The organism is Nocardioides sp. NPDC051685, assembly GCF_044453405.1.
Classification (GTDB): Bacteria; Actinomycetota; Actinomycetes; order Propionibacteriales; family Nocardioidaceae; genus Nocardioides.
This window is the reverse complement of the sequence record NZ_JBITCR010000004.1, coordinates 198,414-224,580: the sequence shown is the minus strand read 5'-3', so window position 1 is coordinate 224,580 and position 26,167 is coordinate 198,414. Positions and strand designations below refer to the sequence as shown.

At 69.2% G+C, this 26,167-nt stretch carries 20 protein-coding genes; 9 read left to right on the top strand and 11 right to left on the bottom strand.

All coding sequences use genetic code 11. From position 1 onward, the window contains the following. Nucleotides 1-272: 272 nt before the first annotated feature. Nucleotides 273-3,095 (top strand): M4 family metallopeptidase, encoded by a 2,823-nt coding sequence (locus tag ACIA03_RS13835; RefSeq protein ID WP_396983300.1) that lies wholly within the window; start codon nt 273-275, stop codon nt 3,093-3,095. Nucleotides 3,096-3,188: 93 nt separating this feature from the next. On the opposite strand, the gene ACIA03_RS13830 is transcribed toward ACIA03_RS13835, so the two are convergent. The 3 genes from ACIA03_RS13830 to ACIA03_RS13820 all read right to left on the bottom strand — a co-directional run bounded on the left by ACIA03_RS13830 (nt 3,189) and on the right by ACIA03_RS13820 (nt 7,407). After that, the gene (locus ACIA03_RS13830; protein ID WP_396983298.1) at nt 3,189-5,366 is read right to left on the bottom strand and encodes a 3-hydroxyacyl-CoA dehydrogenase NAD-binding domain-containing protein; all 2,178 of its coding nucleotides are present in this window, start codon (nt 5,364-5,366) and stop codon (nt 3,189-3,191) included. 182 nt (nt 5,367-5,548) lie between these two features. Further along, the gene (locus ACIA03_RS13825; RefSeq protein WP_396983296.1) at nt 5,549-6,760 is read right to left on the bottom strand and encodes an acetyl-CoA C-acetyltransferase; all 1,212 of its coding nucleotides are present in this window, start codon (nt 6,758-6,760) and stop codon (nt 5,549-5,551) included. 53 nt (nt 6,761-6,813) lie between these two features. Further along, the gene (locus tag ACIA03_RS13820) at nt 6,814-7,407 is read right to left on the bottom strand and encodes a MerR family transcriptional regulator (RefSeq protein WP_396983293.1); all 594 of its coding nucleotides are present in this window, start codon (nt 7,405-7,407) and stop codon (nt 6,814-6,816) included. Nucleotides 7,408-7,541: 134 nt separating this feature from the next. On the opposite strand from ACIA03_RS13820, the gene ACIA03_RS13815 reads away from it, so the two are divergent. Both ACIA03_RS13815 and ACIA03_RS13810 read left to right on the top strand, forming a co-directional pair. Next, the gene (locus ACIA03_RS13815) at nt 7,542-8,690 is read left to right on the top strand and encodes an acyl-CoA dehydrogenase family protein (RefSeq protein WP_396983291.1); all 1,149 of its coding nucleotides are present in this window, start codon (nt 7,542-7,544) and stop codon (nt 8,688-8,690) included. A 92-nt stretch (nt 8,691-8,782) separates the two neighbouring features. Then, nucleotides 8,783-9,286, top strand: a complete 504-nt coding sequence (locus ACIA03_RS13810) for a GNAT family N-acetyltransferase (RefSeq protein ID WP_396983288.1) — start codon at nt 8,783-8,785, stop codon at nt 9,284-9,286. On the opposite strand, the gene ACIA03_RS13805 is transcribed toward ACIA03_RS13810, so the two are convergent. From ACIA03_RS13805 to ACIA03_RS13795, 3 genes are all read right to left on the bottom strand, one after another. Further along, nucleotides 9,275-9,448 (bottom strand): hypothetical protein, encoded by a 174-nt coding sequence (locus ACIA03_RS13805; protein WP_396983286.1) that lies wholly within the window; start codon nt 9,446-9,448, stop codon nt 9,275-9,277. The two genes, ACIA03_RS13810 and ACIA03_RS13805, sit on opposite strands and share 12 nt — an antisense overlap. Before the next feature lie 134 nt (nt 9,449-9,582). Beyond that, nucleotides 9,583-10,371, bottom strand: a complete 789-nt coding sequence (gene proC / locus ACIA03_RS13800; RefSeq protein WP_396983284.1) for a pyrroline-5-carboxylate reductase — start codon at nt 10,369-10,371, stop codon at nt 9,583-9,585. A 33-nt stretch (nt 10,372-10,404) separates the two neighbouring features. After that, nucleotides 10,405-11,055, bottom strand: coding sequence for a TetR/AcrR family transcriptional regulator (locus ACIA03_RS13795; RefSeq protein ID WP_396983282.1), 651 nt, complete (start codon nt 11,053-11,055; stop codon nt 10,405-10,407). A gap of 58 nt (nt 11,056-11,113) precedes the next feature. On the opposite strand from ACIA03_RS13795, the gene ACIA03_RS13790 reads away from it, so the two are divergent. Both ACIA03_RS13790 and ACIA03_RS13785 read left to right on the top strand, forming a co-directional pair. Next, entirely contained in the window at nt 11,114-11,626 is a 513-nt protein-coding gene (locus ACIA03_RS13790) for a DUF4386 family protein (RefSeq protein ID WP_396983280.1), read from the top strand. A gap of 103 nt (nt 11,627-11,729) precedes the next feature. Continuing rightward, nucleotides 11,730-13,349, top strand: coding sequence for a Coagulation factor 5/8 type domain-containing protein (locus ACIA03_RS13785; RefSeq protein WP_396983278.1), 1,620 nt, complete (start codon nt 11,730-11,732; stop codon nt 13,347-13,349). Between the two features lie 149 nt (nt 13,350-13,498). Here the strand turns inward: ACIA03_RS13785 and ACIA03_RS13780 are convergent, their stop codons facing one another. Continuing rightward, nucleotides 13,499-13,900 carry a hypothetical protein gene (locus ACIA03_RS13780; protein ID WP_396983276.1) on the bottom strand — a complete coding sequence of 134 codons (402 nt, stop codon included), beginning with the start codon at nt 13,898-13,900 and terminating at the stop codon, nt 13,499-13,501. A 107-nt stretch (nt 13,901-14,007) separates the two neighbouring features. Further along, nucleotides 14,008-17,421: a bifunctional proline dehydrogenase/L-glutamate gamma-semialdehyde dehydrogenase gene (locus ACIA03_RS13775; protein ID WP_396983274.1), complete on the bottom strand. Its 3,414-nt coding sequence runs from the start codon at nt 17,419-17,421 to the stop codon at nt 14,008-14,010. A gap of 81 nt (nt 17,422-17,502) precedes the next feature. On the opposite strand from ACIA03_RS13775, the gene ACIA03_RS13770 reads away from it, so the two are divergent. Beyond that, nucleotides 17,503-18,420 (top strand): LysR family transcriptional regulator, encoded by a 918-nt coding sequence (locus ACIA03_RS13770; RefSeq protein WP_396983272.1) that lies wholly within the window; start codon nt 17,503-17,505, stop codon nt 18,418-18,420. 6 nt (nt 18,421-18,426) lie between these two features. On the opposite strand, the gene ACIA03_RS13765 is transcribed toward ACIA03_RS13770, so the two are convergent. Continuing rightward, the gene (locus ACIA03_RS13765) at nt 18,427-19,095 is read right to left on the bottom strand and encodes a TetR/AcrR family transcriptional regulator (RefSeq protein WP_396983270.1); all 669 of its coding nucleotides are present in this window, start codon (nt 19,093-19,095) and stop codon (nt 18,427-18,429) included. Nucleotides 19,096-19,144: 49 nt separating this feature from the next. Next, entirely contained in the window at nt 19,145-20,659 is a 1,515-nt protein-coding gene (locus ACIA03_RS13760) for a flavin-containing monooxygenase (RefSeq protein ID WP_396983268.1), read from the bottom strand. A gap of 275 nt (nt 20,660-20,934) precedes the next feature. On the opposite strand from ACIA03_RS13760, the gene ACIA03_RS13755 reads away from it, so the two are divergent. Beyond that, complete coding sequence (locus tag ACIA03_RS13755) at nt 20,935-21,729, top strand: hypothetical protein (protein WP_396983266.1); 795 nt, start codon at nt 20,935-20,937, stop codon at nt 21,727-21,729. An 83-nt stretch (nt 21,730-21,812) separates the two neighbouring features. On the opposite strand, the gene ACIA03_RS13750 is transcribed toward ACIA03_RS13755, so the two are convergent. After that, entirely contained in the window at nt 21,813-22,991 is a 1,179-nt protein-coding gene (locus ACIA03_RS13750; RefSeq protein ID WP_396983264.1) for a CaiB/BaiF CoA transferase family protein, read from the bottom strand. Nucleotides 22,992-23,170: 179 nt separating this feature from the next. Between ACIA03_RS13750 and ACIA03_RS13745 the strand changes: the two genes are divergently transcribed. Together ACIA03_RS13745 and ACIA03_RS13740 are read left to right on the top strand one after the other, a co-directional pair. Next, nucleotides 23,171-24,550 (top strand): serine/threonine protein kinase, encoded by a 1,380-nt coding sequence (locus tag ACIA03_RS13745; RefSeq protein ID WP_396983262.1) that lies wholly within the window; start codon nt 23,171-23,173, stop codon nt 24,548-24,550. A gap of 156 nt (nt 24,551-24,706) precedes the next feature. Continuing rightward, nucleotides 24,707-26,155 (top strand): glyceraldehyde-3-phosphate dehydrogenase, encoded by a 1,449-nt coding sequence (locus ACIA03_RS13740; protein WP_396983260.1) that lies wholly within the window; start codon nt 24,707-24,709, stop codon nt 26,153-26,155. Nucleotides 26,156-26,167: the final 12 nt, after the last annotated feature.

Genomic DNA, 26,167 nt, shown 5'->3' with positions numbered 1-26,167 from the left:
CTAACCCGCTTAAACAACACCAACCCCCCCCCCGGGGCCCCCACCCCAACACCCCCCCCCCCCCCCCCCCCTCGAGCCCCCGCCGGGGCGGGGTCCCCCCACCACCCCCCCCCCCCCCCCCACGGAACCGACTTCTCGGCCATCGCAAGGCGCCGAATTGAGGGCGACGACACCCACGACTGCCTGGGAGACTTCTGACCGCTGGTTCGGGCCGGCGGACTTGTCGGTCCGTGAAAATCCTCTGGGCCGCTCCCACCTCCGAAGGAGTCGAAGTGTCACCTCGTAGACGCGTCGTCGCCCTGACCGCGACCGCACTTGCCCTCGGCGGGCTGAGCGTCATTCCGCTGGCCCCGCCCGCCTCCGCCGAACCCGACCCGGTCGCGACCTACCAGGACCGCGCGGGCGTACCTCTCACCATCCATCGCACCGCCGACGGCGTGGCCGACTTCATCGGCTCGAAGGCCGAGAGCGCCGAGCCGCTGGGTGCCGCCGTCAAGCCCGCCAAGGCGGCCCGGACCCAGCTCGACCGCGCCGCGAAGGCGCTGGGAACCGACAAGGCTGACCTGCGCGAGACGTCGACCAGCAAGGCGGTCGGCGGCGGGTCGGTGACCAGATTCGGGCAGTACGTCGCCGGCCTCCCGGTCCTCGGCGGCGAGGTGGTCATCGGGCTCGACAAGGACCGCGGCCTCACCTCCGCGGCCACCAACCTCTCCGACGCCACGACCACGGAGGTCACCGAGCCCGACGATGTCACACGCGCGAAGGCCGAGGCAGCGGCGCGGGCCGTGGTCGCCAAGGCCCACCACGGAGCCACCGGCCTCACCGTGAGCGACGAGGGCACCTGGCTCTACGACGACGACCTGGTCGCCGGGCCGGAGCTCGGCGAGACCAGTGTCTTCCGGTTCTCGGTGACCAACGGTTCGAACATCCGCGAGACCGTGCTCGCCCACGGCGGCACCGGCCGCGTACTCATGCACATCAACGAGATCGCCCACGCCAACCGCCGCATCTGCGACAACGCCAACGTCCGCGCCGATGACACCCCGTGCACGGACACCAGCCTCAAGGTCAAGCGCCGCGAGGGTGATGCGCCCACCGGGATCGCCGACGTCGACAGCGCCTACGACCTGCTCGGCGCGACCTCCGACCTCTACGCCTCCCTCGGGCTGGACCTGACCGAGGAGATCGGCTGGTCCGAGGGCGTGACCCCCAAGGCGATCGCCGCGACGACCCGCTACTGCGAGCCGACACAGCCGGGCTACACACCGCCGTGCCCGATGGACAACGCCTTCTGGAACGGCGAGCAGATATTCCTCGGCCAGGGTCTGGTGGTCGACGACATCGTCGGTCACGAGCTGACCCACGGCGTGATCGAGCGCAGCTCGAACCTCTTCTACTGGCACGAGTCGGGCGCCATCAACGAGTCGATGGCCGACATCATGGGCGAGATCGTCGATCACCGCTACGCGACTCCCGGCGACTCGCCGACCGACTGGCGCATCGGCGAGGACTCCTCGTTCGGCGCGATCCGCGATCTCGCCAACCCGACGTTGCACGACCAGCCCGACCGGATGACCAGCTCGCTGTGGGAGGCCGACGACCTCAGCTACTACGCCGATGGCGGCGGGGTTCACACCAACAGCGGGGTGGGCAACAAGACGGCCTACCTGATCTCGCAGGGCGGCACCTTCAACGGCGTCACCGTCACCGGCCTCGACGTCGGCGACCCGACCCTGCAGAAGACCGCGGCGCTCTACCTCTACACGATCCAGCACCTCGTCTCCGGAAGCCAGTACGCAGACCTCGGCCGTACGCTGGCGAACGCCTGCGGCACGCTGTCGGCCGCCGGCACCGCCGGCTTCGTCGCGGAGGACTGCATCCAGGTCCAGCGCGCCACCCAGGCGACCGAGCTCGCCAAGTCACCCACCAAGGCGGGCGCGACCCACCCCGCGGAGGCGCCGAACACCTGCCCGGCCGGGAGCACCGGCAAGGCCGCGATGACGAAACCGTCCCTCACCCGCGGCGGCCTGTGGCACCAGGCGCCCGACGCCGCGCAGAACGTCCCCGAGAACGACCGTGACGGCAACGGCTCCGACTTCGGCTGGGACCCCGACCCGGAGGCGTACGGCGACCCGACCGCCAGCGGTCTTACGACGGCCGCGATCAACGTGCCGGCGGGCAAGCGGACCTATCTGCGGTTCAGCCATTGGTATCTCTTCGACTGGTACCCCGGCAGCGAACCTGCCTACCCGACGCCGGAGTACTACGACGGCGGCGAGGCCCGCCTGCTGGTCAACGGGGTCGCGACGGCCATCCCATCCTCGGCCTGGGTGAACGGGCCGAAGCAGAAGCTGCTGCTCAACAACCCCGCCAAGCCGCTGACCGGCTTCGGCGGCGACTCAAACGGGTGGATGAGTTCTCGCGTCGACCTGTCCGCCTTCGCGGGCAAGTCCGTCCAGTTCCAGTGGGTCGTGCGCGGGGACCAGTCCGTGTCGTACATCGGTTGGTTCATCGACGAGCTCGAGCTCTACACGTGCAACCCGCTGACGATCGCGAGCACCGCGCCGCCGACGATCAGCGGCACCGCACGGGTCGGCTACACCCTGACCGCGACGAAGGGCTCCTGGAACCCCACGGCCACGTCGGTGAAGTACCAGTGGCTGCGCAACGGCGTCCCGATCTCGGGCGCCACCGCGTCGACCTACAAGCTCAGCGGGGCCGACCACACCAAGGAGATCCGGGTCCGGGTGACGGCGTACTCCTCGTCGTGGCCAGCCGCCAACCCCGGCGTCCGGGCGAGCGCTGCGACCGCGAAGATCGCGGCCGGCTATCTCACCGCGGCCACCCCGACGATCGGCGGCACGCGCAGGGTCGGCTACCTGCTCACCGCCTACCCGGGCACGTGGAAGCCCTCGGGGATCACCTTCTCCTACCAGTGGCTGCGCAACGGCGTCGCGATCTCGGGCGCAACTGGGAAGTCCTACCGGCTCCGGTCCGTCGACCGCGGTGACCGCATCCGCGTGCGGGTGACCGGCCGCAAGACCGGCTACTACACCAAGACGGCGACCTCGGCGGCCACCAGCACCATCCGCTGACCCACGCCGAGGCGTCACCCAAACAGATCGAGCTGGCACCGCGGTGCCAGCTCGATCTGCGTACGTGACGTCTCGGCGATCAGACGGGGCCGATCAGACCGGGAAGGCCTCACCCTTCGCCGCGAGGTCGCGGAGGTACTGCGTCGGACGGAACCGCTCGCCGTACTTCTCGGCCAGCTCGTCGGCACGGGCCAGGAACGCCTCGATGCCGATCGAGCCGTCGGCGGCCTCGTAGCCGGTGATGAACTGGGCCGCACCACCGGTCTGCGGCGGGAAGCCGATGCCGAAGATCGAGCCGATGTTGGCGTGCGCGGCGGAGGTGATGACGCCCTCCTCGAAGCACTTCGCCGTCTCCAGGGCCTCGATGAAGAGCATCCGCTCCTCGGCGTCCCGGATCGGGATCTGCTTCTCCGCGACGGGGAACACGCTGCCGAGGTCGGCCCAGATCGAGCCACGCTTGCCGTCGGTGTAGTCGTAGAACCCGGCACCCTTGAGCTTGCCGGAACGACCCGCCTCGATGAGGGGGGTGAGCACCCGCTCCGTGGTGGTCAGCTCCTCGACGCCGGCAGCCTCCCGGGTCGTACGAGCGATCTTGACCATGAGCTCGTGGTTGAGCTCGTCGGCGATCTGCAGCGGCCCGACCGGGAACCCGGCCTGGGTCGCGGCACGCTCGAGCGAGTAGGGCGCGAAGCCCTCGGCGAGCAGCTCCAGGCCCTCCTGGATCTGGGTGCCGATGACGCGCGAGGTGTAGAAACCGCGGCTGTCGTTGACGACGATCGGGGTCTTCTTGATCTGCTGGACGATGTCGTAGGCCTTGGCCAGCGCGACGTCGCTCGTCTCGGCGCCCTTGATGATCTCGACCAGCGGCATCTTGTCGACGGGCGAGAAGAAGTGCAGGCCGATGAAGTCGGCCGGGCGGTCGATCCCCTTGGCGAGCTCGGTGATCGGCAGCGTCGAGGTGTTGGAGCAGAGCACCGCGTCCTTGTTGACGAACGGGGCGATCTCGTTGAAGACCTTCTGCTTCAGGGAGACGTCCTCGAAGACCGCCTCGACGACGACGTCGACGCCGGCGAAGTCCTCCGGAGCGACCGTCGCGGTGATCCGGCCGAGGATCTCGTCGGCCTTCTCCTGGGTGAGCTTGCCGCGGGAGACCGCCTTCTCGTTGAGCTTGGCGGTGTAGGCCTTCCCCTTCTCGGCCGCCTCGATGGCGACGTCCTTGAGGACGACCTCCGCGCCCGCCCGGGCGAAGGAGTACGCGATGCCCGCACCCATCATCCCGGCACCGAGCACGCCGACCTTCGTCGCGGCGAACTTCTCGATGCCGTCAGGACGCAGCGTGCCGGCGCCGATGGCGCCGAGGTCGAAGAAGAACGCCTGGATCATGTTCTTCGACTGCTGACCGGTGACCAGCGAGGTGAAGTAGCGCGACTCGATCCGGGTGGCGGTGTCGAAGTCGACCATCGCACCCTCGACCGCGGCCGACAGGATCGCCTTCGGCGCACGCATGTCGGACTGCTTGAGCTGCTTGCGCAGGATCGGCGGGAACGCGGGCAGGAAGCCGGCGAGCGCCGGCGAGGTCGGCTTGCCACCGGGCATCTTGTAGCCCGGCTTGTCCCAGGGCTGCGCGATCTCGTCGGGGTTGGCCTTGATCCACGCCTTCGCGGCGGGCACGAGCTCATCGGGGGAGGAGACGAGCTCGTGGATCAGACCCTTCTCGAGGGCGGCGGCGGGCTTGAACTTCGTGCCCTGACCGAGGACGTCCATCAGTCCGGTCATGATGCCCAGGAGACGTACGACGCGGGTGACGCCGCCGCCACCGGGCAGCAGGCCGAGGGAGACCTCGGGCAGACCGATGTCGTAGCGGGCGTCGAGCGCGATGCGGTGCTGGGCGGCCAGCGCGATCTCCAGACCGCCGCCGAGCGCGGCGCCGTTGATCGCCGCGACGACCGGCTTGGGGAAGGTCTCCAGCTTGCGAAGGGTCGCCTTGATCGACTCGACCTCCTCGAAGACCTCGGCGGCGTTCTCCGGCCGCACCTGGATCATGTTCTTGAGGTCGCCGCCGGCGAAGAAGGTCTTCTTCGCGGACGCGATCACGACACCGGTGACGCTCTGCTCATCGCTGGCTGCCTCGGCGTACAGCTTCTCGACGGCCTCCGCCATCGAGGTCTTGTACAGCTCGTTCATGGTGTTGGCCGACTGGTTCGGGTCGTCCAGGGTCAGCGTGACGATGCCATCGCCATCGCGGTCGTATTTCACTGCAGTCTCAGACATCTCGTTCCTTGGTGAGTCTCTCGGGGTGCTGTTCGGCTCGCGTCCCTGACATTTGTGGGCCGAGGGCCGGCGTGTCGCGTGCAGAACGTCAGGGGCGCCGGGTGGGCGGCTCGCGTCCCTGACATCTCGTACGTCACGACCGCGTGTCGCGCGCCAGAACGTCAGGGGCGCCGAGCGGCGCGTCAGACCAGCTCGACGATCGTCGCGATACCCATGCCGCCACCGACGCACAGCGTGGCGAGACCACGCCGCTTGCCCTGACGCTCGAGCTCGTCGACCAGGGTGCCGAGGATGATGGCACCGGTCGCGCCCAGCGGGTGACCCATGGCGATCGCGCCGCCGTTGACGTTGGTGACCGACTCGTCGATGCCCATGTCCTTCATGAACCGCATCGCGACCGCGGCGAACGCCTCGTTGATCTCGAACAGGTCGATGTCCTCGACGCTCAGGCCGGCCTTGGCCAGCGCCTTGCGCGAGGCCGGCGCCGGGCCGGTGAGCATGATCGTCGGGTCGGCGCCGGAGACGGCGGCCGAGACGATCCGGGCACGCGGGGTGAGGCCGTTGGCCTGGCCGGCCGCCTCGGAGCCGATCAGCATCAGCGCGGAGCCGTCGACGATGCCGGAGGAGTTTCCGGCGTGGTGCACGTGGTCGATCTTCTCGACCCAGTGGTACTTGGCCAGCGCGACGTCGTCGAAGCCGGCCTCCTGGCCCTGCTGGAGGAAGGACGGCTTGAGGCCGGCCAGGGTCTCCGCGGTGGTGCCGGGGCGGATCAGCTCGTCGTGCTCGAGCACGGTCAGGCCGTTCTGGTCGACGACCGGGATCACGGCGTCCTTGAAGTAGCCGTTCTCCCAGGCAGCGGCCGCCCGGGCGTGCGACTGCGCGGCGTAGCGGTCGACGTCGGCACGGCTGAAGCCCTCGAGCGTCGCGATCAGGTCGGCGCCGATGCCCTGCGGGACGAAGCCGGTCTTGAGCGCGGTGTCGGGGTCCTGCGCCCAGGCGCCGCCGTCGCTGCCCATCGGCGCCTTGCTCATCGACTCGACACCACCGGCGAGGATGAGGTCCTCGAACCCGCCGCGTACGCGGGAGGCGGCCTGGTTCACCGCCTCGAGGCCGGAGGCGCAGAAGCGGTTGAGCTGCACACCGGCGGTCGTCTCGGGGAGACCGGCCTTGATGGCGGCGGTCTTGGCGATGTCACCGCCCTGCTCGCCGACGGGCGTGACGACACCGAGGACGACGTCGTCGATCCGCGCGGGGTCGAGGTTGGGGTTCCGCTTGCGCGCCTCGTCGATCAGGCCGACCACCAGGTCGATCGGCTTGACCTCGTGGAGCGCTCCGGTCTTCTTACCCTTCCCGCGCGGCGTGCGCAGGTGGTCATAGATGAATGCTTCAGCCATGCGCCGATTGTGACACTAAAACTGTCACAGTCAACAGGGTCGGACGGAAAGGTTCACGATAGGTTTCGAGAAATGGTCCGGTTCACGGCGTCCTGGAAGCTGACCACGATCGCCTCGGTGGTCAGCTGCCGCAGCCGCGGGAGCACCTCCTCGAGGTGCTGGGCCTCCTCCGCGCTGTGATGGGTGCGCCGGAACGGGTCGACCACCTGGTCGCGCAGGATGGTGTTGAGGTCGGCGGCGAGCTCGGCCATGTGCCGTGAGGTCGCTGCGTACGCTGCCGCCAACGCGTCGCGAGGCAGCCCCAGCGCGATCAGCTCACGGCCGATCCTGGCCTGGATGTCCTCCGTCGGCTCGGTGGCCCAGGAGGTGATCATCGCGCGCTGCATCGCGAGATCCTCGCTGGTGATGTCGGCCGGGAGCCGGCCGAGGTAGCGCTCGATGGCCTGCAGCGTGAACCCGTGCTCCTGGAGCGCGGTGACCAGGTCCAGGCGGGCGCGGTGCTCGGGGCCGTAGTAGGCGACCCGCCCCCGGCGGATCGGGGCCGGGATCAGCCCGAGGCTCGCGTAGTAGCGCGTCGTACGCACCGACAACCCGGTGGCGGTCGACAGCTCATCGATCGTCATCAGTTCATCGGTCGTCTCGGTCATAGCCACGGACGGTAGACCAAACCGTTGCCACTTCGCCAGTGTTACTGTCACAGTTGCTCCGTCGCCCACCTATGGATGCGGTATGCGTCACGGACGCCAGGCGCGATGAGCACGACTGTCTACGGAGGAGTGTCATGCCCGAGAAGCCCACCATCTACGAAGCCGAGCACGAGGACTTCCGTGCCACGGCCAAGGCCTTCTTCGAGAAGGAGGTCGCGCCCTACCACGACGAGTGGGAGAAGGCCGGGATCGTCCCGCGCGAGCTGTGGAAGAAGGCCGGCGACACCGGGCTGCTCTGCTTCGACGTCGACGAGGAGTACGGCGGCCCCGGCATCAAGGACTTCCGGTTCAACGCGGTCCTCCACGAGGAGATGGCGAAGATCGGCGCCAGCGGCCCGGGCTTCTTCGTCCACACCGACATCATCGTCCCCTACATCTCGCACCTCGGCACCCCGGAGCAGAAGGCGCGCTGGCTGCCGGGCTGCGTCTCCGGCGACATCATCACCGCCGTCGCGATGACCGAGCCGGGCGCCGGTTCAGACCTCCAGGGCATCCGGACCACCGCGGTCGACAAGGGCGACCACTACGTTCTCAACGGCTCTAAGACGTTCATCTCGAACGGCATCAACGCCGACCTCGTCATCGTCGTCGCCAAGACCAACCCCGACGCCGGCGCCCACGGCATCTCGCTGCTGGTGGTCGAGCGCGGCATGGAGGGCTTCGAGCGCGGCCGCAACCTCGACAAGGTCGGCATGAAGGCGCAGGACACCGCCGAGCTCTCCTTCACCGACGTGGTCGTGCCGAAGGAGAACCTGCTCGGCGAGGAGGGCTCCGGCTTCATCTCGCTGATGACCCTGCTGCCGCAGGAGCGCATCTCGGTCGCCTCGATCGCCGTCGCCGCGGTCGAGCAGGTCCTCGAGCTCTCCCTCGACTACGCCCGCACCCGCGAGGCCTTCGGTCGCCCGATCGGCCGCTTCCAGAACACCGCGTTCACCCTCGCCGAGATGGCCACCGAGGCCTACCTCGCCCGACTGTTCCTCAACGACGCCATCACCCAGCTCAACGCCGGCACCGCCGACACCGTCCTGGCCAGCATGGCGAAGTGGTGGACCACCGAGCTGCAGAAGAAGTTCGTCGACCAAGGCGTCCAGATCCACGGCGGCTACGGCTACATGATGGAATACCCGATCGCCAAGGCGTTCATCGACAGCCGCATCCAGACCATCTACGGCGGCACCACCGAGGTGCAGAAGCTCATCATCAGCCGGCACCTCGGGCTCTAGCCCCGCCGGTCGAGCCGCGAGCGCCAGCGAGCGGCCTCGCGGCTCGACCGTGGCACCAGATGCCAGGCAGGTCCGTGTGCGACTCTGTCCAGATGTCGCACTCGATCGACCCTGAATCCATTCGTGTCGTTCCGATGACGTTGGAGCAGGCCGAAGACATCACCGGCTGGCGATACCAGGCGCCATACGACGTCTACGACATGGCCGGCGTAAGTCCCGATGAGTTGCTCGATCCGGAGGCCGGCTTCTACTCCGTCATGGCAGGCAGCACCCTCATCGGCTTTCGTTCCTTCGGACCCGATGGTCGGGTGCCGGGATGGGACTACGACTCGTCCGCACTCGACACCGGGGGTGGAATGCGGCCCGAACTCACGGGGCAAGGACTTGGCCGTGTGGTCGTCTCGGCAGGGCTCGAATTCGGTCGTGCCCGGTTCGCGCCCCGGGCGTTCAGAGTCACCGTCGCGTCGTTCAACACCAGAGCGCTACGAACCGTGGATTCCCTGGGTTTCGAGCGGGTCGGAACCTTCACTGCGACTCGCGGCGCCCGGAACTTCCATGTCCTCGTCCGCTCCGAACGTGTTGCACTAGGGACCTAGCAGAGCCGCCGGGATGACCGCCACCCCATCCTGGCGCCGGTAGGCATGCCGACCAGTCGTGATCACCACCATGTCGACGAGGTCATCACCCAGCTGCTCCCGCAGCCAGAGCAGATGGCGTACGTCAGCGTCCTCCGGGGTGGCTGTCAGCTTGACCTCCAACGCAACCTCCTAGTCGGCTTTCGAGCCAGGAGCCGTTTCACACGCGATCTAAGACACCTTACACACACTTTCTAGGAGTCGTTTCACACAGCCACCAGGGAACCGGGCGCACAGATGGCGAGAATCGCCTCGGACTACGACAGTTCCTTGGAGCGTACGTAGGCGGCGCGGGTGGCCTCGAGGAAGGCCGCCCGCAGGCCGCCCTTCTCCAGTGCACCCAGGGCGGCGGCGGTGGTGCCGCCGGGTGAGGTGACCTGCTCGCGGAGGATCGCGGGATGCGTGCCGCTCTCGAGCAGCTTGGCGGAGCCGGTCAGCGTCTGGATGACGAGGGTGGTCGCGTCGTCCCTGGTCAGACCCAGGTGGACGCCCGCCTCGATCCAGGCCTCGGCGACCAGGAAGACGTACGCCGGGCCGGAGCCGCTGATCGCGGTGACCGCGTCGATCTGCGACTCGGGGACGGTGACGACCTTGCCGACGGCGCCCATCAGGTCGGCCGCGGTGGCGACGGCCTCCGGTGTCGCCTTGGCACCGCCGGCGACGGCGGACATGCCCTCTCCGACCAGGGCCGGGGTGTTGGGCATGACCCGCACGACCGAGACGCCGTCCGGGACGACCGGCTCCATCGCCGAGGTCGGCACACCGGCGGCCAGCGAGACCACCGTGGCGCCCTCACGCAGCGCGGACGCGACCGACTGCAGCACCGGCACGACGCCGTAGGGCTTCACGGCAAGCACCACCACGTCGGCCTCGGCCGCGGCCTCGGCGGCCGGCAGCGTACGGATGCCGTGCTTCTCGCGAAGCGCGGCCGCCTGCTCCTCGCGCGCCTCCACGACGATGACGGAGTCGGGGGCGTGACCCGCCTCGAGCAGCCCGGCCAGCACGGCCCCGCCCATGTTGCCTGCACCGATGATCGCGATGGTCATGGGCGCAGTCTCTCAAAGTGTCCGGCGCCCGGATCAGGCGCCGCTCGGAACGAGTCCGTCCAGGATGATCCGCAGGCCGTGGTCGAACACGTCGTCGTGCGACGGCGCCGGACCCGCCGCGACCGCCTGCGCCACGGCACGCAGATGTGGCAGATCCTCCGAGGACGGATCGGCGAGCAGGGCGCTCGCAGCCAGCTCGGTGTCGGCAGGCACCTCGATGCCCTGCTGCCGCTCCTGCAGGACGAAGCCGTATACGTAGCCGTCCAGCAATGTGGTGGCCTGGACCGCCTCGATGGCCGAGAAGCCGGCCTCGAGCAACAGACCGAGGACTGCATCGATGTGCCGCAGCCTTGCTGGTCCGACATGCTCTCGCGACTCGACCAGGCCGAGCACCCAGCTGTGCCGTGCGATTGCCTTCCGAGCCGACCGACTGCACTCCTCCAAGGCACGCCGCCAGTGCGGTGTCGGCTCAGGGACATCGATCTCGGCGAAGACCGCGTCGACGATCCTGTTCAAGATCGCGTCCTTGTTGGGCACGTGGTGATACAGCGCCATCGCCTCGACCCCGAGCACCTCGGCGACGTTGCGCATGCTGACCGCAGCGACCCCTCCTCGGTCCGCCACCGAGACTGCAGCGTCGATCACACGGTCGGGCGACAGCGGCTGGCGGCGACGGGGCGGCACGTCTTCTCACCTCGCGGACCGGATGCTGATTCTTACAGGCGTAAGGTACCACGCATCCGTGCTTTACACCCGTAAAGGAGACCGCCATGACCATCGCGCCCCGGGCCTGGCGGCCGGGTTCCTCGGTTTCCGGCTGATGGCCTGCGGCTTCCATCTCCTCGCCGCCGCGATGCTCCCGGCGCTGCTGGACCTGGCACAAGGACACGGCACCACGGCTCCGGACGCCGCCACCTACGAGGTGCTTGCCGAGACGCTTCGGAGGATGCGGGATCTGGTCAACCATGTCGCTGTCATCGTGGCGATGGGCTTGGGAGACCTGCTGCTCTTCACGCTCCTCCACCGCTGGCGGCTGATCCCACGATGGCTGTCGCTGTGGGGTCTCTGCGGGGCGGGGCTCGCCATCCTCGCCAGCCTCTTGGTGCTGTCCCAGGCTCTCGAGATCGTCGCGGCACCCTACCTCTCCCTCAACGCGCCGCTCGCACTGCAGAGCGTGGTCCTGGGGGCCTGGCTCATCGGTCGCGGCCTCAGCGAGGCGAGGCCTGGCGCGCAGGGCCGAGAAACCGGGAACTAGAACACGTTCTGCCGAATTCCCGATTCCGCCGCCGGAGGGCCTCGTGCGCTGCTAGGTTTCGATACCCACCCCAGTACGACGCCGCTGGTCATCGGGAGGCCACATGCGCATCAGACGTACGTCCCTGCTCGCTGTGGTCGCCCTTGCGGTGACGGTCGCGATGGTGGGTCCACCCGCCTCCGGTGACGATGTGGAACGGCGGCTTCCCTCGCCGGAGTCCGAGATCAATGTGACCGGTGATCCGCGCACCGGCACCGCGCCGGACGGCACGGTTCAGGGGCTGGTCGACGCGCACAGCCACATGTTCATGCAGGACGGGATCGGTGGCGCGGCGGTCTGCGGGAAGGCCTGGTCGACCGCAGGGATCGCGGACGCGCTCAAGGACTGCCCGTCCCACGGGATCGCGGGCGAGACGGCGCTGCTGGAGAACCTGACCCGCTCGGGCAGCCCGCTCGGGTTCCACGACACCACCGGCTGGCCCTCCTTCAAGGACTGGCCGGCCTACGACTCCCTGACCCATCAGCAGATGTACTACCGCTGGGTCGAGCGCTCCTGGCGTGCCGGCCAGCGGATCATGGTCGTGAACCTGACCAGCAACAAAGCGCTGTGCGCGATCAACCCGGGCACCCACCAGTCCTGCGACGAGATGACCGCGGTGCGCAGGCAGGCCCGGGATGCGTACGACACCCAGGCGTTCATCGACGCGCAGTACGGTGGCGAGGGGCGCGGGTGGTACCGGATCGTCACCGACCCCGGCCAGGCGCGCGAGGTGATCGAGGACGGCAAGCTCGCCGTCGTGCTCGGCGTGGAGACCTCCGAGCCGTTCGGCTGCTCCCAGAAGCTGCGGCTGGCAATGTGCACACGCGCCAACATCGACGCCGGGCTCGACGAGCTGAAGTCGCTCGGGGTCTCTTCGATGTTCCTGTGCCACAAGTTCGACAACGCGCTGTGCGGGGTCCGCTACGACAAGGGCACCACCGGGCTGCTGATCAACGCCGGGCAGTTCCTCACCACCGGGACGTTTTGGACGCCGAAGGCCTGCGACCCCGACCAGCCCCACGACAACAACCCCCGCCTGGTCGACCGGCCTGCCGAGCTCGCCTGGCTGCCGCAGCCGCCGATCTATCCCGAGGGCATCGTCTGCAACCCCTACGGTCTGTCCTCGCTGGGCGAATACGCCCTTCGCGGGCTGATCAAGCGCGGCATGATGGTCGAGGTCGACCACATGAGCGCCAAGGCCGCGGGCCGGACCCTGGGCATCCTGGAGGAGACCGACTACCCCGGCGTCCTCGCCAGCCACTCCTGGATGGACGAGCGCTACCTCGACCGTCTCTACGCCCTCGGTGGCTTCTCGACGATCTACGGCCACAGCACCGACCAGTTCCTGGCGGAGTACGCCCGCACCGCTCCCGTCCGCGACCGTCACGACGCGGGCATCGGGTTCGGCTTCGACATGAACGGCTTCGGCGGCACGCCCGGGCCGGCGAAGACGCACGTCACCTACCCGTTCCGCAGCATCCTCGGTGACGCCGTGGTCGACCGCCAGGTCACCGGCCAGCGGATCTGGGACTACAACACCGACGGTGTCGCCCACTACGGGATGGTCCCCGACTACCTCGAGGACCTCCGCCTGACCGGTGGTCAGGACGTCATCGACGACATCGTCCGTGGCCCGGAGTCCTACCTGCGTACGTGGGCAGGGGCTCAGTCAGCAGCACACTGACAAGCAGGCCTGCCGAGTCGGCGCATCTGACCCCGTGCCTCGCGAAACTCGTGGCGCCGAGTCGGCGCATCTGACCCCGTGCCTCGCGAAGCGAAGCGAGCGAGAGGGGTCGGAGGCGCCGACTCGGCAGTCATGTCAGTGGTGGTGATTCAGTCGTCCCGAGAACACCACAGCCAACCCCCGCCGAACAAGGCCCAGACGACGAGCACAGGCTGGAAGAACAGCCGGATCAACCGCTTGGTGTCCGTGTCGAGCCCGAACGCGTCGACGCCTTCCACGTATTGCGCGATGTTGCCCGGGAAGATGGCCACGAAGAACGCGGCGAGCAACCCTCCGATGAGCCGTCGCTTGCGCGGCAGCGCGACGAAGGCCACCCCGAGCCCGATCTCGACGACGCCCGAACCGAGCACCGTCAGATCCTCGTCGACGGGGAACCATTCAGGCACCTGTGCTCGGAACTCTTGTCGCTGGGTGGTCAGGTGCGCCACCCCGGCGCCGGCCATCGCAACACCCAGCAGGAGGCGCGCGGCGGTTCGCGCGATCGAGGTCATGACACCACTGTAGGCGGACGCGCAGGAGCGTGACGGAGTCGCCGCGCTCAAGCTCCAGGCCCGCCGAGTCGGCTCGTCATAACGAGCCGACTCGGCGCTCATCTGTGTCAGAAGAGGTTCTCCACCAGCGGCGTCGGCGAGCCGAAGCGGTGCGCGGTGATCGAGACGGCCTGCTCGTGCAGGAAGGTGAGCAGCTCGACCCGGCCGGCCTCGACGACGGGCTGGGCATAGAGCGCGATGTCGACCCGGCCCTGGCTCGCCTCGGCGAAGGCCGCGCGCGACCCACCCAGCAGACGTACGCGGCTGGGCGCATGCGGGCCGGAAACGATCGACGCCCACGCGGCGGCGTCCTCGACGACGTAGGTAGCACCGGTCGCCCGCACCAGCGAGGCGGTCTCGTCGTCCAGCGCGGCGGCGACGGACACCGTGACCGGCGCTCCGGCAGCGACACCGGCCGCAAGGACGCGCAGCAGGTGGGCCACGGGGCCGCCCTCATGACGAAGCGTCACCGGCACCGGCGAGTAGCGCAGCACGTTGACCTCGGCGGTCAGTCGCGAGACGTCGCGGGCAGCACCGAACTCACGCTCCCAGGCGACGGCGTCGGACCCGGCGCCACGCTGGAGCATCTCGATCTCGTCGACCCCGAGCCGATCGGCCCAGTCGACGAGCGACCGGACGGCAGGCGCCGGAGTCGCGAGCTCGGTGGCCGGAGCCGAGACCCAGTCGCTGAGACCGACCAGGTAGTTGGGCCCGCCGGCCTTCGTCCCGGCACCGACGGCCGACTTCTTCCAGCCGCCGAAGGGCTGACGACGCACGATCGCACCGGTGATGCCGCGGTTGACGTACGCGTTCCCGACCTGGACCGACGAGAGCCACTGCGAGATCTCGGCCCGGTCGAGGCTGTGGAGGCCACCGGTGAGGCCGTAGTCGACCTCGTTCTGGATCTCGATCGCCTCGTCGAGCGAGGAGGCCGAGATCAGGCCGAGCACGGGACCGAAGTACTCGGTCAGGTGGAACTCGGAGCCACGCTTGACGCCGGTCTTCACACCCGGCGACCAGAGCCGGCCGGTGTCGTCGAGCTGGCGCGGCTTCACCAGCCACGTCTCGCCCGGGGCGAGCGTGGTCAGCGCCTTGAGCAGCTTGCCGGAGGCCGGCTCGATGACCGGGCCCACCTGCACCGTCGGGTCGGTCGGATAGCCGACGCGAAGCGAGGTCACCGCGTCGATGAGCTGGTCCCGGAAGCGCCGCGAGGTCGCGACCGAGCCGACCAGGATGCCCAGCGATGCGGCGGAGCACTTCTGCCCGGCGTGGCCGAAGGCGGAGTAGACGAGGTCCTTGACCGCCAGGTCGAGGTCGGCGTCCGGCGTGACCACCAACGAGTTCTTGCCGGAGGTCTCGGCCAGCAGCGGAAGATCGGGACGGAAGGTCCGGAACAAGGCGGCCGTGTCGAAGGCACCGGTCAGCACGAGCCGGTCCACCAGCGGCGAGGCGATCAACGCGCGACCGACCTCGTTCTCCGGCACGTGGACCAACCGCAGGACCTCCTTCGGCACCCCGGCGGCCCACAGCGTCTCGACCAGCACCGAGCCGCAGCGCTGCGCCTGCGGAGCCGGCTTGATCACCACGGCCGACCCGGCGGCGAGCGCCGCCGCGACGCCACCGGTCGGGATGGCGAGCGGGAAGTTCCACGGCGGGGTGACGAGCGTCAACCGCACCGGCACCGCACGCGCGCCGTCGACGAGGTCGAGCTCTTCGGCCAGACCGGCGTAGTAGTTGAGGAAGTCGATCGCCTCGGAGACCTCGGGGTCGCCCTGGTCGAGCGTCTTGCCACACTCCGACGCGGCGACCTCGAGCCACTCGGCGCGGCGCCGCTCGACCTCGACCGCGGCGGCCCGCAGCACCGCGGCCCGCTCGGCACCGGACTTACGGCCCCAGTCGGCCTGGGCACCGACGGCGCCCTCGAGCACCGACTCCACGGCCTCGACCGAGGTCACGGTGTGGTCGGCGACGAGCTGGTCACCCAGCGTCGAGGAGCCCACCCGGGCGATGATCGCCTTGCCCCACTCCCGGTTGCCCGGCAGGTGCGGGTCGGTGTCCGGAGTGTTCTCGAACACGGTCTGGACGTCGTCCGCGACCGGGGAGCGCCGGTCCTGGGTGCGGTTGGGCCCGGGCACCGACGAGTCGACGGCCGCCAGGGAGCGTACGAACCGCTCCTTCTCACGCGCGTAGAGCGCCTCGGAGGAGTTGAGGTCGAAGACGGCCGACATGAAGTTCTCGGTGCTGGCGCCCTCCTCGAGGCGACGCACGAGGTAGGCGATGGCGACGTCGAAGTCCTTCGGGTGCACGACCGGCACGTAGAGCAGCAGGCCACCCACGGTCTCGCGGACCGCCTCGGCCTGGCCCTCGGCCATGCCCAGCAGCATCTCGAACTCGACGGAGTCACGAACCCCACGCTGACCGGCCAGGATCCAGGCGTACGCCACGTCGAACAGGTTGTGGCCGGCGACGCCGACGCGCACGTTGGCCATCCGCTCGGGCGTCAGCGCCCAGGACAGCACCCGCTTGTAGTTGGTGTCGGAGTCCTGCTTGGTCGGCCAGGTCGCGACCGGCCAGCCGTGCAGGGAGGCCTCGACGTGCTCCATCGGCAGGTTGGCGCCCTTGACCAGGCGCACCTTGATCGGTGCGCCGCCACGCGCGCGCCGAGCAGCCGACCACTCCTGGAGCCGCATCATCGCGGCCATGGCGTCAGGCAGGTAGGCCTGCAGGACGATGCCCGCCTCCAGGTCGGCCAGCTCGGGACGGTCGAGGAGCCGCGTGAAGACGTCGATGGTCATGTCGAGGTCGCGGTACTCCTCCATGTCCAGGTTGATGAACTTCTTCGTCCCGGCGGCCGAGGACTCGGCGGCGTAGGTGTAGAGCGGGAGGAGCCGCTCGACCACGTGCTCGACCGCCTCGTCGTACGCCCAGACGGCATGCGGCGCGACCGGCGAGGAGACCTTCACCGAGACGTAGTCGACGTCGTCGCGCGCCAGCAGCTTGCGGATCCCGGCCAGCCGCCGGTCGGCCTCCTTCTGGCCCAGGACGGCCTCACCGAGGAGGTTGATGTTCAGGTTCACCCCACGCGACCGGATGCGCTCGATCTGCTTGCCGAGGCGCGCGTCGGAGGCGTCGATCAGCAGGTGTCCCACCATCTGCCGCAGCGCACGCCGCGCCACCGGGATGACGAACCACGGCGCGACCAGCGACATCAGCGCGCCGAGCTTCACGCCCAGCTTCAGGTGCCAGGGCAGGAACGAAGGTACGTTGCCGGCCAGCTCGCGCAGGCTGGCCGCGGCCACGCGTACGTCCTCGGGCCGGATCACCCGGTCGACGAACCCGACGGTGAAGTCGAGTCCGGAAGGGTCCTTGAGTACGTCGGCGAGGCGCTGGGCGGCCGCGGCGGTCGGCTTGGTCGAAGCCTTCGCCAGCCAGCCGCGGACGAGGTGGTCGACCTCGGCGATGAGCGCGTCATTGGTGGTCATAGAGCCGAGTATGCGACCGGAGTCAGATAAGATAAAGCGATGTTTCTTGGAGTTTATTCGTAAGACAGACTGAAGGATCAGATGCTCGACGTTCGCCGTCTCCGCCTCCTCGCCGAGCTCGCCGCCCGCGGGACCCTGGCCGAGGTCGCCGAGGCCCTCCACCAGAGCCCGTCGTCGGTCTCCCAGCAGCTCGGCCTGCTCGAGCGGGAGGTCGGTGTCCCGCTGCTCACCAAGGCCGGCCGCCGGGTCCAGCTCACCGCCGCGGCCGAGGTGCTCGTCGAGCACACGACCGAGATCCTGGCCCGGCTCGAGGCGGCCGAGGCCGCGGTCACCGCGCTCGGCGACGAGACCGCGGGCACGGTGCGGGTCGCCGTCTTCCAGTCGGTGGCGCTCGCCTACATGCCCCAGGCGCTCGCGGACCTCACCCGGCGGCACCCGCGCCTGCGGGTCATGCTGTCCCAGCGCGCACCCGAGCAGGCGCTCAACGACCTCGCCCTGCGCGAGCTCGACCTCGTGGTCGCCGAGCACTATCCCGACCACGGCGCTCCGCACTTCGACGGTCTCGACCGGCAGCCGCTCACCACCGACCGGCTCCGGCTCGCCGTCCCGCCCGACGGCTCCGGGGAGATCTGGGACGACATCACCTCGCTCGCCGACGCCGGCCGCGTCCCGTGGGCGATGGAGCCGCCGGGCACGGCGTCGCGCCACTGGATCGAGGAGCAGTGCCGGCGGGCGGGCTTCGAGCCCGAGGTCCGCTACGAGACCGACGACGTCGAGGCGCACGTCGCGCTGGTCGAGTCGGGCAACGCCGTCGCCCTGCTCTCCGACCTGATGCGGGTCCGCCACCGGACGGCGGTGCGGCTCATCGAGCTGCCGGGGGCGCCGCGGCGTACGGTCTTCACCGCCACGCGCACCGCCATCGCCGACTCCCCCGGAATCATCGCGTGCCGTGCCGCCCTGGCTCGCGTGGTGCCACCGGACCTGACGCTGCCCACCTGAGCGGGATCAGCGGAAGAGGTCCTCGAGCGGCTGGTCGTGGTCGATCGAGAGCCCGTACGCCGTGGTGCGGGTGTCGATCATGGCCAGTACGGCCTCGGTGACGACCGAGGTCAGGTGCTCGGCGTCGGGGATGCCCTCGCCGAGATGGACCCAGCGGCGTACGGCGCCGAAGACCATCCCGATCAGGCCGTAGATCAGCGGGTCGACGGCCTTCTTGTCGACCTCGGAGATCTCAACACCACCCAGCTCGAACGCGGTCAGGATCAGCTCCTTGATCCGTTCCGCGATCCGGTCGAGGCCCTGCTGCAGCGGCCCGGTGCCGTTCGGCGCGGTGTCGACGTCGGCCACCTGGTGCAGGAGCGGGTGCTCGAGCGCCCAGTTGACGTAGACCCCGACGGTGCGGGAGATGATCTGCCGGATCGACCCGGTCAGCTCCATCGCCGGGAAGAGCTTGGCCCACAACCCGTCCAGGATGTCGGCCTGGATGGCGAGGTCGAGCTCACGCCGGTCGGCGAAGTGGCGGTAGACCACGGACCGGGAGAGCCCGGCCGCCTGACCGATCGCCTGCAGGCTGACGTTGACGCCGTCGGTCTCGATCAGGCCGATCGCAGCATCGACGATGCGCTTTCGTCGGTCATCGTTGTGACGCTTCCAGCGAACTGCCCTGCCATCCATGGTGTGGCCATCGTAGTCCCCGCAGCGGCAGCGTCTCAGGCGAACCTGCTCAGCTGAACTTGAGGGCCCCGTCGGCGACGGGCGCACCCAGCGCCTTCATGTCGACGAGGTAGTTCTGCTTCGCGGCCCACGGCGCCCGGTCTCCGGCCTTCGGCATCTGGTCCAGCGAGCGCTGGATGTAGCCGGAGGCGAGGTCCATGAACGGCCGCTCCTCGACGCTCGGGTCCCGGGTGACCGCGGCGACGTCGTAGCCGTTCTCACCCATGAAGTCGAGCAACCGGATCACGTAGTCGGTGACCAGGTCGGCCTTGAGCGTCCACGAGGCATTGGTGTAGCCGATCGTGTAGGCGAAGTTGGGCATCCCGGTGATCATCAGGCCCTTGTAGGCCATCTGGTCGGGCAGGTTGATCGGCTCGCCGTCGACGGTGTAGTCGAGGCCACCGAAGAGCCGGAGGTTGAGCCCGGTGGCGGAGATGACGATGTCGGCCTCGAGCGTCTCGCCGGACTCGAGCTCGATGCCCTTCGGCACGAACGTCTTGATCCGGTCGGTCACCACCGCGGCGTACCCCTCGCGGATGGACTTCATCATGTCGCCGTCGGGCACGAAGCAGATCCGCTGGTCCCACGGGTTGTAGGGCGGGTTGAAGTGCTTGTCGACGTACGCGATCGCCTCGTCCTTGGTCATCCCAGGACGGCCGCCGCGGGCGGTGAGGCCGTTGATCCACTGGTCGCGGATCACCTTCTTGACGAGACCGGGGGCCCGTCGGGCCAGCTGGTAGGTGCCGACGGTGAGCGCGATGTTCTCCCAGCGGACCGTCTCGTGGCCGATCTTCTCGCGCACGCGCTTGAACGGCAGCTTGCTGAGCAGCTTGAACGGCGCGGTCTTCAGCAGAGAGGCGATCGCGTCCTGGCCCGGCCGGGAGAGGATGTACGTCGGGGTGCGCTGCAGCATCGTCACCTTCTCGGCCCGGTCGCTGCCCTCGCCGGCCAGGTTCGGCAGGAGCGTGACCGCGGTCGCGCCGGAGCCGATGATGACGACCTTCTTGCCCGCGTAGTCGAGGTCCTCGGGCCAGTGCTGCGGATGGACGAAGGTGCCCTCGTAGTCGTCGAGCCCGGGGAACTCCGGCTGGTAACCGTTGGCGTAGTCGTAGTAGCCCGAGCAGTTCCACAGGAAGTCGGCGGTGATCTCGGCGGAGCCGTCCGGCGTCTCGACGGAGACCGTCCACCGCTTGTCCTCGGTGCTCCAGGCGGCACCGGTGACCTTGTGGCCGTAGCGGATCAGCTTGTCGACGCCGTAGTCCTTCGCCGTCCTGCGCAGGTAGTCACGGATCTGGTGACCGTCGGCGAGCGCCTGCGCGCTCTCCCACGGCCGCCACTTGAAGGCGAAGGTGAACATGTCGGAGTCGGACCGGATGCCGGGGTAGCGGAAGAGGTCCCAGGTGCCGCCACTGGCATCGCGCTGCTCGAGGATGGCAAGCGTCTTTCCGGGGAGGCGCTCACGGAGCTGCGCGGCCGCTCCGATACCGGAGACGCCGGCACCGATGATCAGTACGTCGACATGCATGTGGGCCAGGTTACCCGGGAGTACGTGTTTGCGACACCCTGTCCCGCGAACTTTTGCAAGCAAATCAGAAGATCCGCGATTGAGGAACGGCTCGGTAACACCGGGGCGCCCCGCTTCCACGCGCGTACACGCGGTCACTACGCTCCCGTCTGCAGCTGTGGGGGCGGCAATGCATCCACAGCGATTTCGGGGTCACTCACCCATCGCTTTCGGTGGCTGAGGCTGCACGCGGACCGCATGGTGCGGTCGAATGATCTTCGAAAGGTTTTCGAGTGTTGAGTTTCGTACGCGCCGGCGCGGTTGTCGCGGGCGTCACCCTCGCCGGGCTCGCAGCAACTCCGGCTTTCGCCACCGGCGACGACCCGGCCGGCAACAACGGCACGGTCAAGATCATCCAGCACGGCAACATCGACGACGTTCCCGAGAACCAGCCGCACGTCGGCTGCAAGCTCGAGGTCGAGTGGTACGGCTTCGACGAGGGCGACGACATCGTCTCCAAGATCAGCTGGGCGCTGCACTCCCCGACGGAGGAGGGTGAGCTCACCGTCGACGGCCCGAGCGAGGTCTCCGTGGGCGGGGACGACGCCAGCGGCGCCGGCACCGACGACGGCCTCGACGGTCGCGAGGTCTACACGCTGACCGCCACCGGTGTTCCCCACCCGGAGCAGGGCTTCCACGCCAAGGTCACGATCCACACCCCGGGCAGCATCGGCAACGACACCAAGACCAAGGTCTTCTGGTTCCAGAACTGCGCCGAGGTGGAGCCGACCCCGACGCCCACTCCGACCCCGACCCCCTCGGAGGAGCCGAGCGAGGAGCCCACCGAGGAGCCCACCGAGCCGGCGGTCCTCATCGAGGACGAGCCCAGCGAGTCCGCGACCCCCACCCCGGTCGCAGACGCCGACTCCGAGGTCCCGACCAACATCGACGCCGGTCTCGCCGGTGAGAGCGACTCCCCCGTGCCCGCGATGTGGCCGCTGCTGGCCATGCTCGCCGGTGCTGCCGCCGCCGGCACCGCGCTCGTCGTGGTCCTGCGTCGCCGCGCTGCCGCTCTGGTCCACAAGGACTGAGCCGAACCGCGCCACATGGAACGGCGCGGCGTACGACCTCCGGGTCGTACGCCGCGCCGTTTCTGCGTCTGCTCCGCTGACCTTCAGTCCTGGAACGCGGCGCCCTTCTCGATCAGCACGTCGGCGTCGTCGATGCCCCACGCGGCGAGGGCCTCGCGGGTGTGCTGACCGGCGCTGGCCGCCGGTCCCGCACCCAAGGTGGAGGCGGTGCGGCTGAACCGCGGAGCCGGGGCGGGCTGGGTGACGCCGTGGTGGGTGACGTACGTCCGGCGGGCCTGGAGGTGCGGATGAACCGCGGCCTCGGAGGGGGTGAGGACGGGGGCGACGCAGGCGTCGGTGCCCTCGAAGATCTCGGCCCACTCGGCCATCGTCTTCGACGCGAAGGTCTTGGCGAAGAGGTCGCGCATCTCGTCGTAGCGCTCCATCTCGTACTGCCCCGGGCAGATCCCGTCGAGCCCGAGCCGGGTGACCATCTCGGCGAAGAACTTGCCCTCCAGCGCACCGACCGCGACCTGTCGGCCGTCGGAGGTGTCGTAGAGCGCGTAGAACGGCATCGCACCGTCGAGCAGGTTGCTCTGCCGCTGCTCGTGCCAGGTGCCGGAGGCGAGCATCCCGGAGATCATCGTGGCGAGGTGGGCGGTGCCGTCGACGATCGCGGCATCGACGACCTGTCCTTGACCGGTGGTCTTAGCCTCGACCAGCGCGGCGAGGATGCCCATGACCAGGTAGGTCGATCCGCCGCCGAAGTCACCGAGCAGGTTGAGCGGGAAGTGCGGTCGGGCCCGGTCCTGACCGAGCCCGTTGAGCACGCCGGTGGTGGCGATGTAGGTGAGGTCGTGACCCGCGGACTGGGCCAGCGGGCCGTCCTGGCCCCAGCCGGTCATCCGGCCGTAGACGAGGCTCGGGTTGCGCTCCAGACAGGCGTGGGGGCCGAGGCCGAGGCGGTCGGTGACTCCGGGGCGCAGCCCTTCGACGAGTACGTCGGCGCTCTCGACCAGCCGCAGGACGGTCTCGACGGCGTCCGGGTTCTTGAGGTCCAGCGCGATGCTCGGGCGGCCACGGGTGAGCAGGTCGCCGGCACCACCGCCGAGCACGTTGCCGCCCGGCCGGTCGACCCGGATCACGTCCGCACCCATGTCGGCGAGGATCGTGCAGGCGTGCGGCCCGGGCCCGATCCCTGCCAGCTCGACGACCTTGACCCCGCGGAGGGGGCCGGTGCCCTGGCCCAATGTCACTGTGGATTGCTCCGTCGACTCAGTCATGCCCGTCATGCTCCCAGAATTCCGTCTCCCCACGCGGCGTGACCGGATCTCAGAGTCAAGTCCGATACGCTCCGAGGCACACTCGCCGGTGCACAGGAGCAGAGAAGTTGTCTCGGGAAATCCCCACATCCCCCCAGTCCGCACAGTCCAGCCCGCTGACCGCGAACGATCCGCGCGAGATGGGTCCGTACGTTCTCATCGGTCGCCTCGGTCACGGCGGCATGGGTGTGGTCTACCTGGGCGAGGACGCGGCCGGCAGGAAGGCCGCGGTGAAGGCGATCCTTCCCGAGCTCACCTCCGACCCGGGTTTCCGGGCGCGGTTCGAGCGGGAGATCGAGGCCGCCAAGAAGGTCGAGAGCCGGTTCACCGCGAGGGTCCTCGACGCCGACCCCGGTGCCGAGCAGCCCTGGATGGCGAGCGAGTACGTCGCCGACCCGCCGCTCAACAAGCTGGTCAACTCCGGTCAGCGACTGTCCGAGATCGACGTACGCCAGCTGGTCGCCGGGGTCGCCGAGGCGCTCGCCGCGGTGCACGCGGCCGGGCTCGTCCACCGCGACATCAAGCCGGGCAACATCCTCTACGGGGCCACCGACCCGTGCGTGATCGACATGGGCATCGCCCGCTCCGTCGACGGCACGGCGCTGACCCAGACCGGCAAGGCTGTCGGCACCTACGGCTACCAGGCGCCCGAGCAGGTCCAGACGGGCACGTTCTCCAGCGCCGTCGACATCTGGGCGCTGGGTCTGGTCGCCTTCGTCGCCGCCACCGGCCGCTGGCCGTTCAGCGGCGAGATCGGCTCGATGGGACACCTCCTCAAGGGCGAGTCGCCCAACCTGAGCCTCTGCCCGGACTACCTGCGCCCGCTGGTCGCCGCGTGCCTGGCCGAGAATCCGGCCGGCCGGCCCTCCGCCGCGGACATCCTCGCCACCAACGGCGACTGGACCCTGCTGCCCGCCCCGGTCACCTCGGAGGAGGAGACCAGCATCGGCGCCCTGCCGCCGGCCTTCACCGGCGGCATCGCTCGCGCGCCCCGACCCGCCTCGACCTCCTCCGACACCGCCGACCTGCCCACCCGGGCGCCCACGTTCGCGGAGCCTGCCCAACCCTCGGGGCGGCGCTGGAAGATCGCGGTCCTGGCCGCGGCCGCCGTGGTCCTGGTCTCGGCCGGTGTGGCCGTCGCCGCCAATCCCGACCTCCTGCCCGGTCAGGACGACGCACCGAAGGTCGGCGAGGTGACCCCGTCGCCCGAGCCGACCACCGGCGCGAGCCGCTCGGCCACGACCGAGCCGGTCGGCGGCTCGGTGGACACCGGATCGGAGCCGGATCTGAGCGAGGAACCCGACGAGAGCGCGGCGGGCGACGGGGAGATCACGCCCAGCAGCGACGCGACGAGCGGCGCGACGACGCCGACAGAGTCCCCCGACACGACCGAGCCGACCCCCAGCGACCCGCCGAGCGAGACGGTCAGCGAGACCCCGACGACCGAGCCGACCGAGACCGCGACGGCCGAGCCGACCGAGGACCCGGTCGAGGATCCGACCGCGACCGCGACTCCCTGAGCAGCTCCTCGGAGGAGGTCGAGAGACCCCGGTCACACCGCGTCCCAGGTTGGATCGATCAAGGTGGCCGGGGCTCCGGGGATGCCGATAATCGAGCCTGGCGGAGTGTGCCGTCCGCCCCGAAATGGGCATTCCCGAGCAACTGAAAGTTGAGCTGTGAGCGACACCGACGAGACCTTCAACGACTGGCAGCACCGCGAGGAGCTCGCGGAGACGATGATCCCGATCATCGGCAAGCTCTACCGCGAGAAGGATGTCACCATCCTGGTCCACAGCCGGTCGCTGGTGAGCAAGTCCGACATCTCGATCCTCAAGGCGCACCGCTTCGCGCGCCAGATCGAAGGCGAGGAGCTCTCGGTCACCGACACGTTCCCACTGCTCCAGGCCGTCGCCAAGCTCGACCTCGGTCCCTCGAAGATCGACCTCGGCCAGCTGGCGATCCAGTACGCAGCCGACGACCGCGGCCTCTCCGTCGACGACTTCGTCGCCGAGAAGCTCGCCGGCGCCACCGGCGAGAACAAGATCGAGCGCAACGGCGGCCAGGACGTCGTGCTCTACGGCTTCGGCCGCATCGGCCGGCTCGTCGCCCGGCTCCTCGTCGAGAAGGCCGGCTCGCGCCACGGTCTGCGACTGAAGGCCGTCGTCGTCCGCAAGGGCGGGGAGGACGACCTCATCAAGCGCGCCTCGCTGCTGCGTCGCGACTCGATCCACGGCCAGTTCGCCGGCACCATCACGGTGGACGAGAAGAACGGCGTGATCATCGCCAACGGCAACCCGATCCAGTTCATCTACTCCAACGACCCGACGACGGTCGACTACACGGCGTACGGCATCAAGGACGCCATCCTCATCGACAACACCGGCAAGTGGCGCGACCGCGACGGGCTCTCGCAGCACCTGCGCCCGGGCATCAAGAAGGTCCTGCTGACCGCGCCGGGCAAGGGCGACGTCCCCAACATCGTCCACGGCGTCAACCACCAGACCCTGACCGGTGACGAGAAGGTCATCTCCTGCGCGTCCTGCACGACCAACGCAATCGTGCCGCCGCTGAAGCTGATGGAGGACCGCTTCGGCATCGTCCGCGGTCACGTCGAGACGGTGCACTCGTTCACCAACGACCAGAACCTCCTGGACAACTACCACAAGGCCGACCGCCGCGGCCGCTCCGCACCGCTCAACCTGGTGCTCACCGAGACCGGTGCCGCGTCGGCCGTCGCCAAGGCGCTCCCGGACCTCAAGGCGAAGATCACCGGCAACTCGATCCGCATCCCCACCCCGGACGTCTCGATCGCGATCCTGTCGCTCTCGCTCAAGGGTGAGACCTCGAAGGAAGAGGTCGTCGACTACCTCCGCGAGGCGTCGCTGATCGGCGAGCTGCGTCGCCAGGTGGACTTCACCACCGCCCGCGACGCGGTCTCCTCCGACTTCATCGGCTCCCGCGCCGCCTCGATCATCGACGGCAACGCGACCATCGTCGACGGCGACTCAGCGATCCTCTACGTCTGGTACGACAACGAGTTCGGCTACTCCTGCCAGGTCGTCCGCACCGTGCAGTCGATCTCCGGCGTCGAGTACCCGACCTTCCCGGCCCCGGCCGCGGTCTGAGGTCTCGACAAG

Excerpts from the sequence above, each read along its gene's own strand:
- ACIA03_RS13785 (WP_396983278.1), top strand. The coding sequence starts at position 11,730 with ATGCGCATCAGACGTACGTCCCTGCTCGCTGTGGTCGCCCTTGCGGTG.
- ACIA03_RS13820 (WP_396983293.1), bottom strand. The coding sequence starts at position 7,407 with ATGACCGAGACGACCGATGAACTGATGACGATCGATGAGCTGTCGACC.
- ACIA03_RS13830 (WP_396983298.1), bottom strand. The coding sequence starts at position 5,366 with ATGTCTGAGACTGCAGTGAAATACGACCGCGATGGCGATGGCATCGTC.
- ACIA03_RS13810 (WP_396983288.1), top strand. The coding sequence starts at position 8,783 with ATGTCGCACTCGATCGACCCTGAATCCATTCGTGTCGTTCCGATGACG.
- ACIA03_RS13780 (WP_396983276.1), bottom strand. The coding sequence starts at position 13,900 with ATGACCTCGATCGCGCGAACCGCCGCGCGCCTCCTGCTGGGTGTTGCG.
- ACIA03_RS13815 (WP_396983291.1), top strand. The coding sequence starts at position 7,542 with ATGCCCGAGAAGCCCACCATCTACGAAGCCGAGCACGAGGACTTCCGT.
- ACIA03_RS13825 (WP_396983296.1), bottom strand. The coding sequence starts at position 6,760 with ATGGCTGAAGCATTCATCTATGACCACCTGCGCACGCCGCGCGGGAAG.
- ACIA03_RS13750 (WP_396983264.1), bottom strand. The coding sequence starts at position 22,991 with ATGACTGAGTCGACGGAGCAATCCACAGTGACATTGGGCCAGGGCACC.
- ACIA03_RS13775 (WP_396983274.1), bottom strand. The coding sequence starts at position 17,421 with ATGACCACCAATGACGCGCTCATCGCCGAGGTCGACCACCTCGTCCGC.
- ACIA03_RS13745 (WP_396983262.1), top strand. The coding sequence starts at position 23,171 with ATGGGTCCGTACGTTCTCATCGGTCGCCTCGGTCACGGCGGCATGGGT.
- ACIA03_RS13760 (WP_396983268.1), bottom strand. The coding sequence starts at position 20,659 with ATGCATGTCGACGTACTGATCATCGGTGCCGGCGTCTCCGGTATCGGA.
- proC (WP_396983284.1), bottom strand. The coding sequence starts at position 10,371 with ATGACCATCGCGATCATCGGTGCAGGCAACATGGGCGGGGCCGTGCTG.
- ACIA03_RS13770 (WP_396983272.1), top strand. The coding sequence starts at position 17,503 with ATGCTCGACGTTCGCCGTCTCCGCCTCCTCGCCGAGCTCGCCGCCCGC.
- ACIA03_RS13765 (WP_396983270.1), bottom strand. The coding sequence starts at position 19,095 with ATGGATGGCAGGGCAGTTCGCTGGAAGCGTCACAACGATGACCGACGA.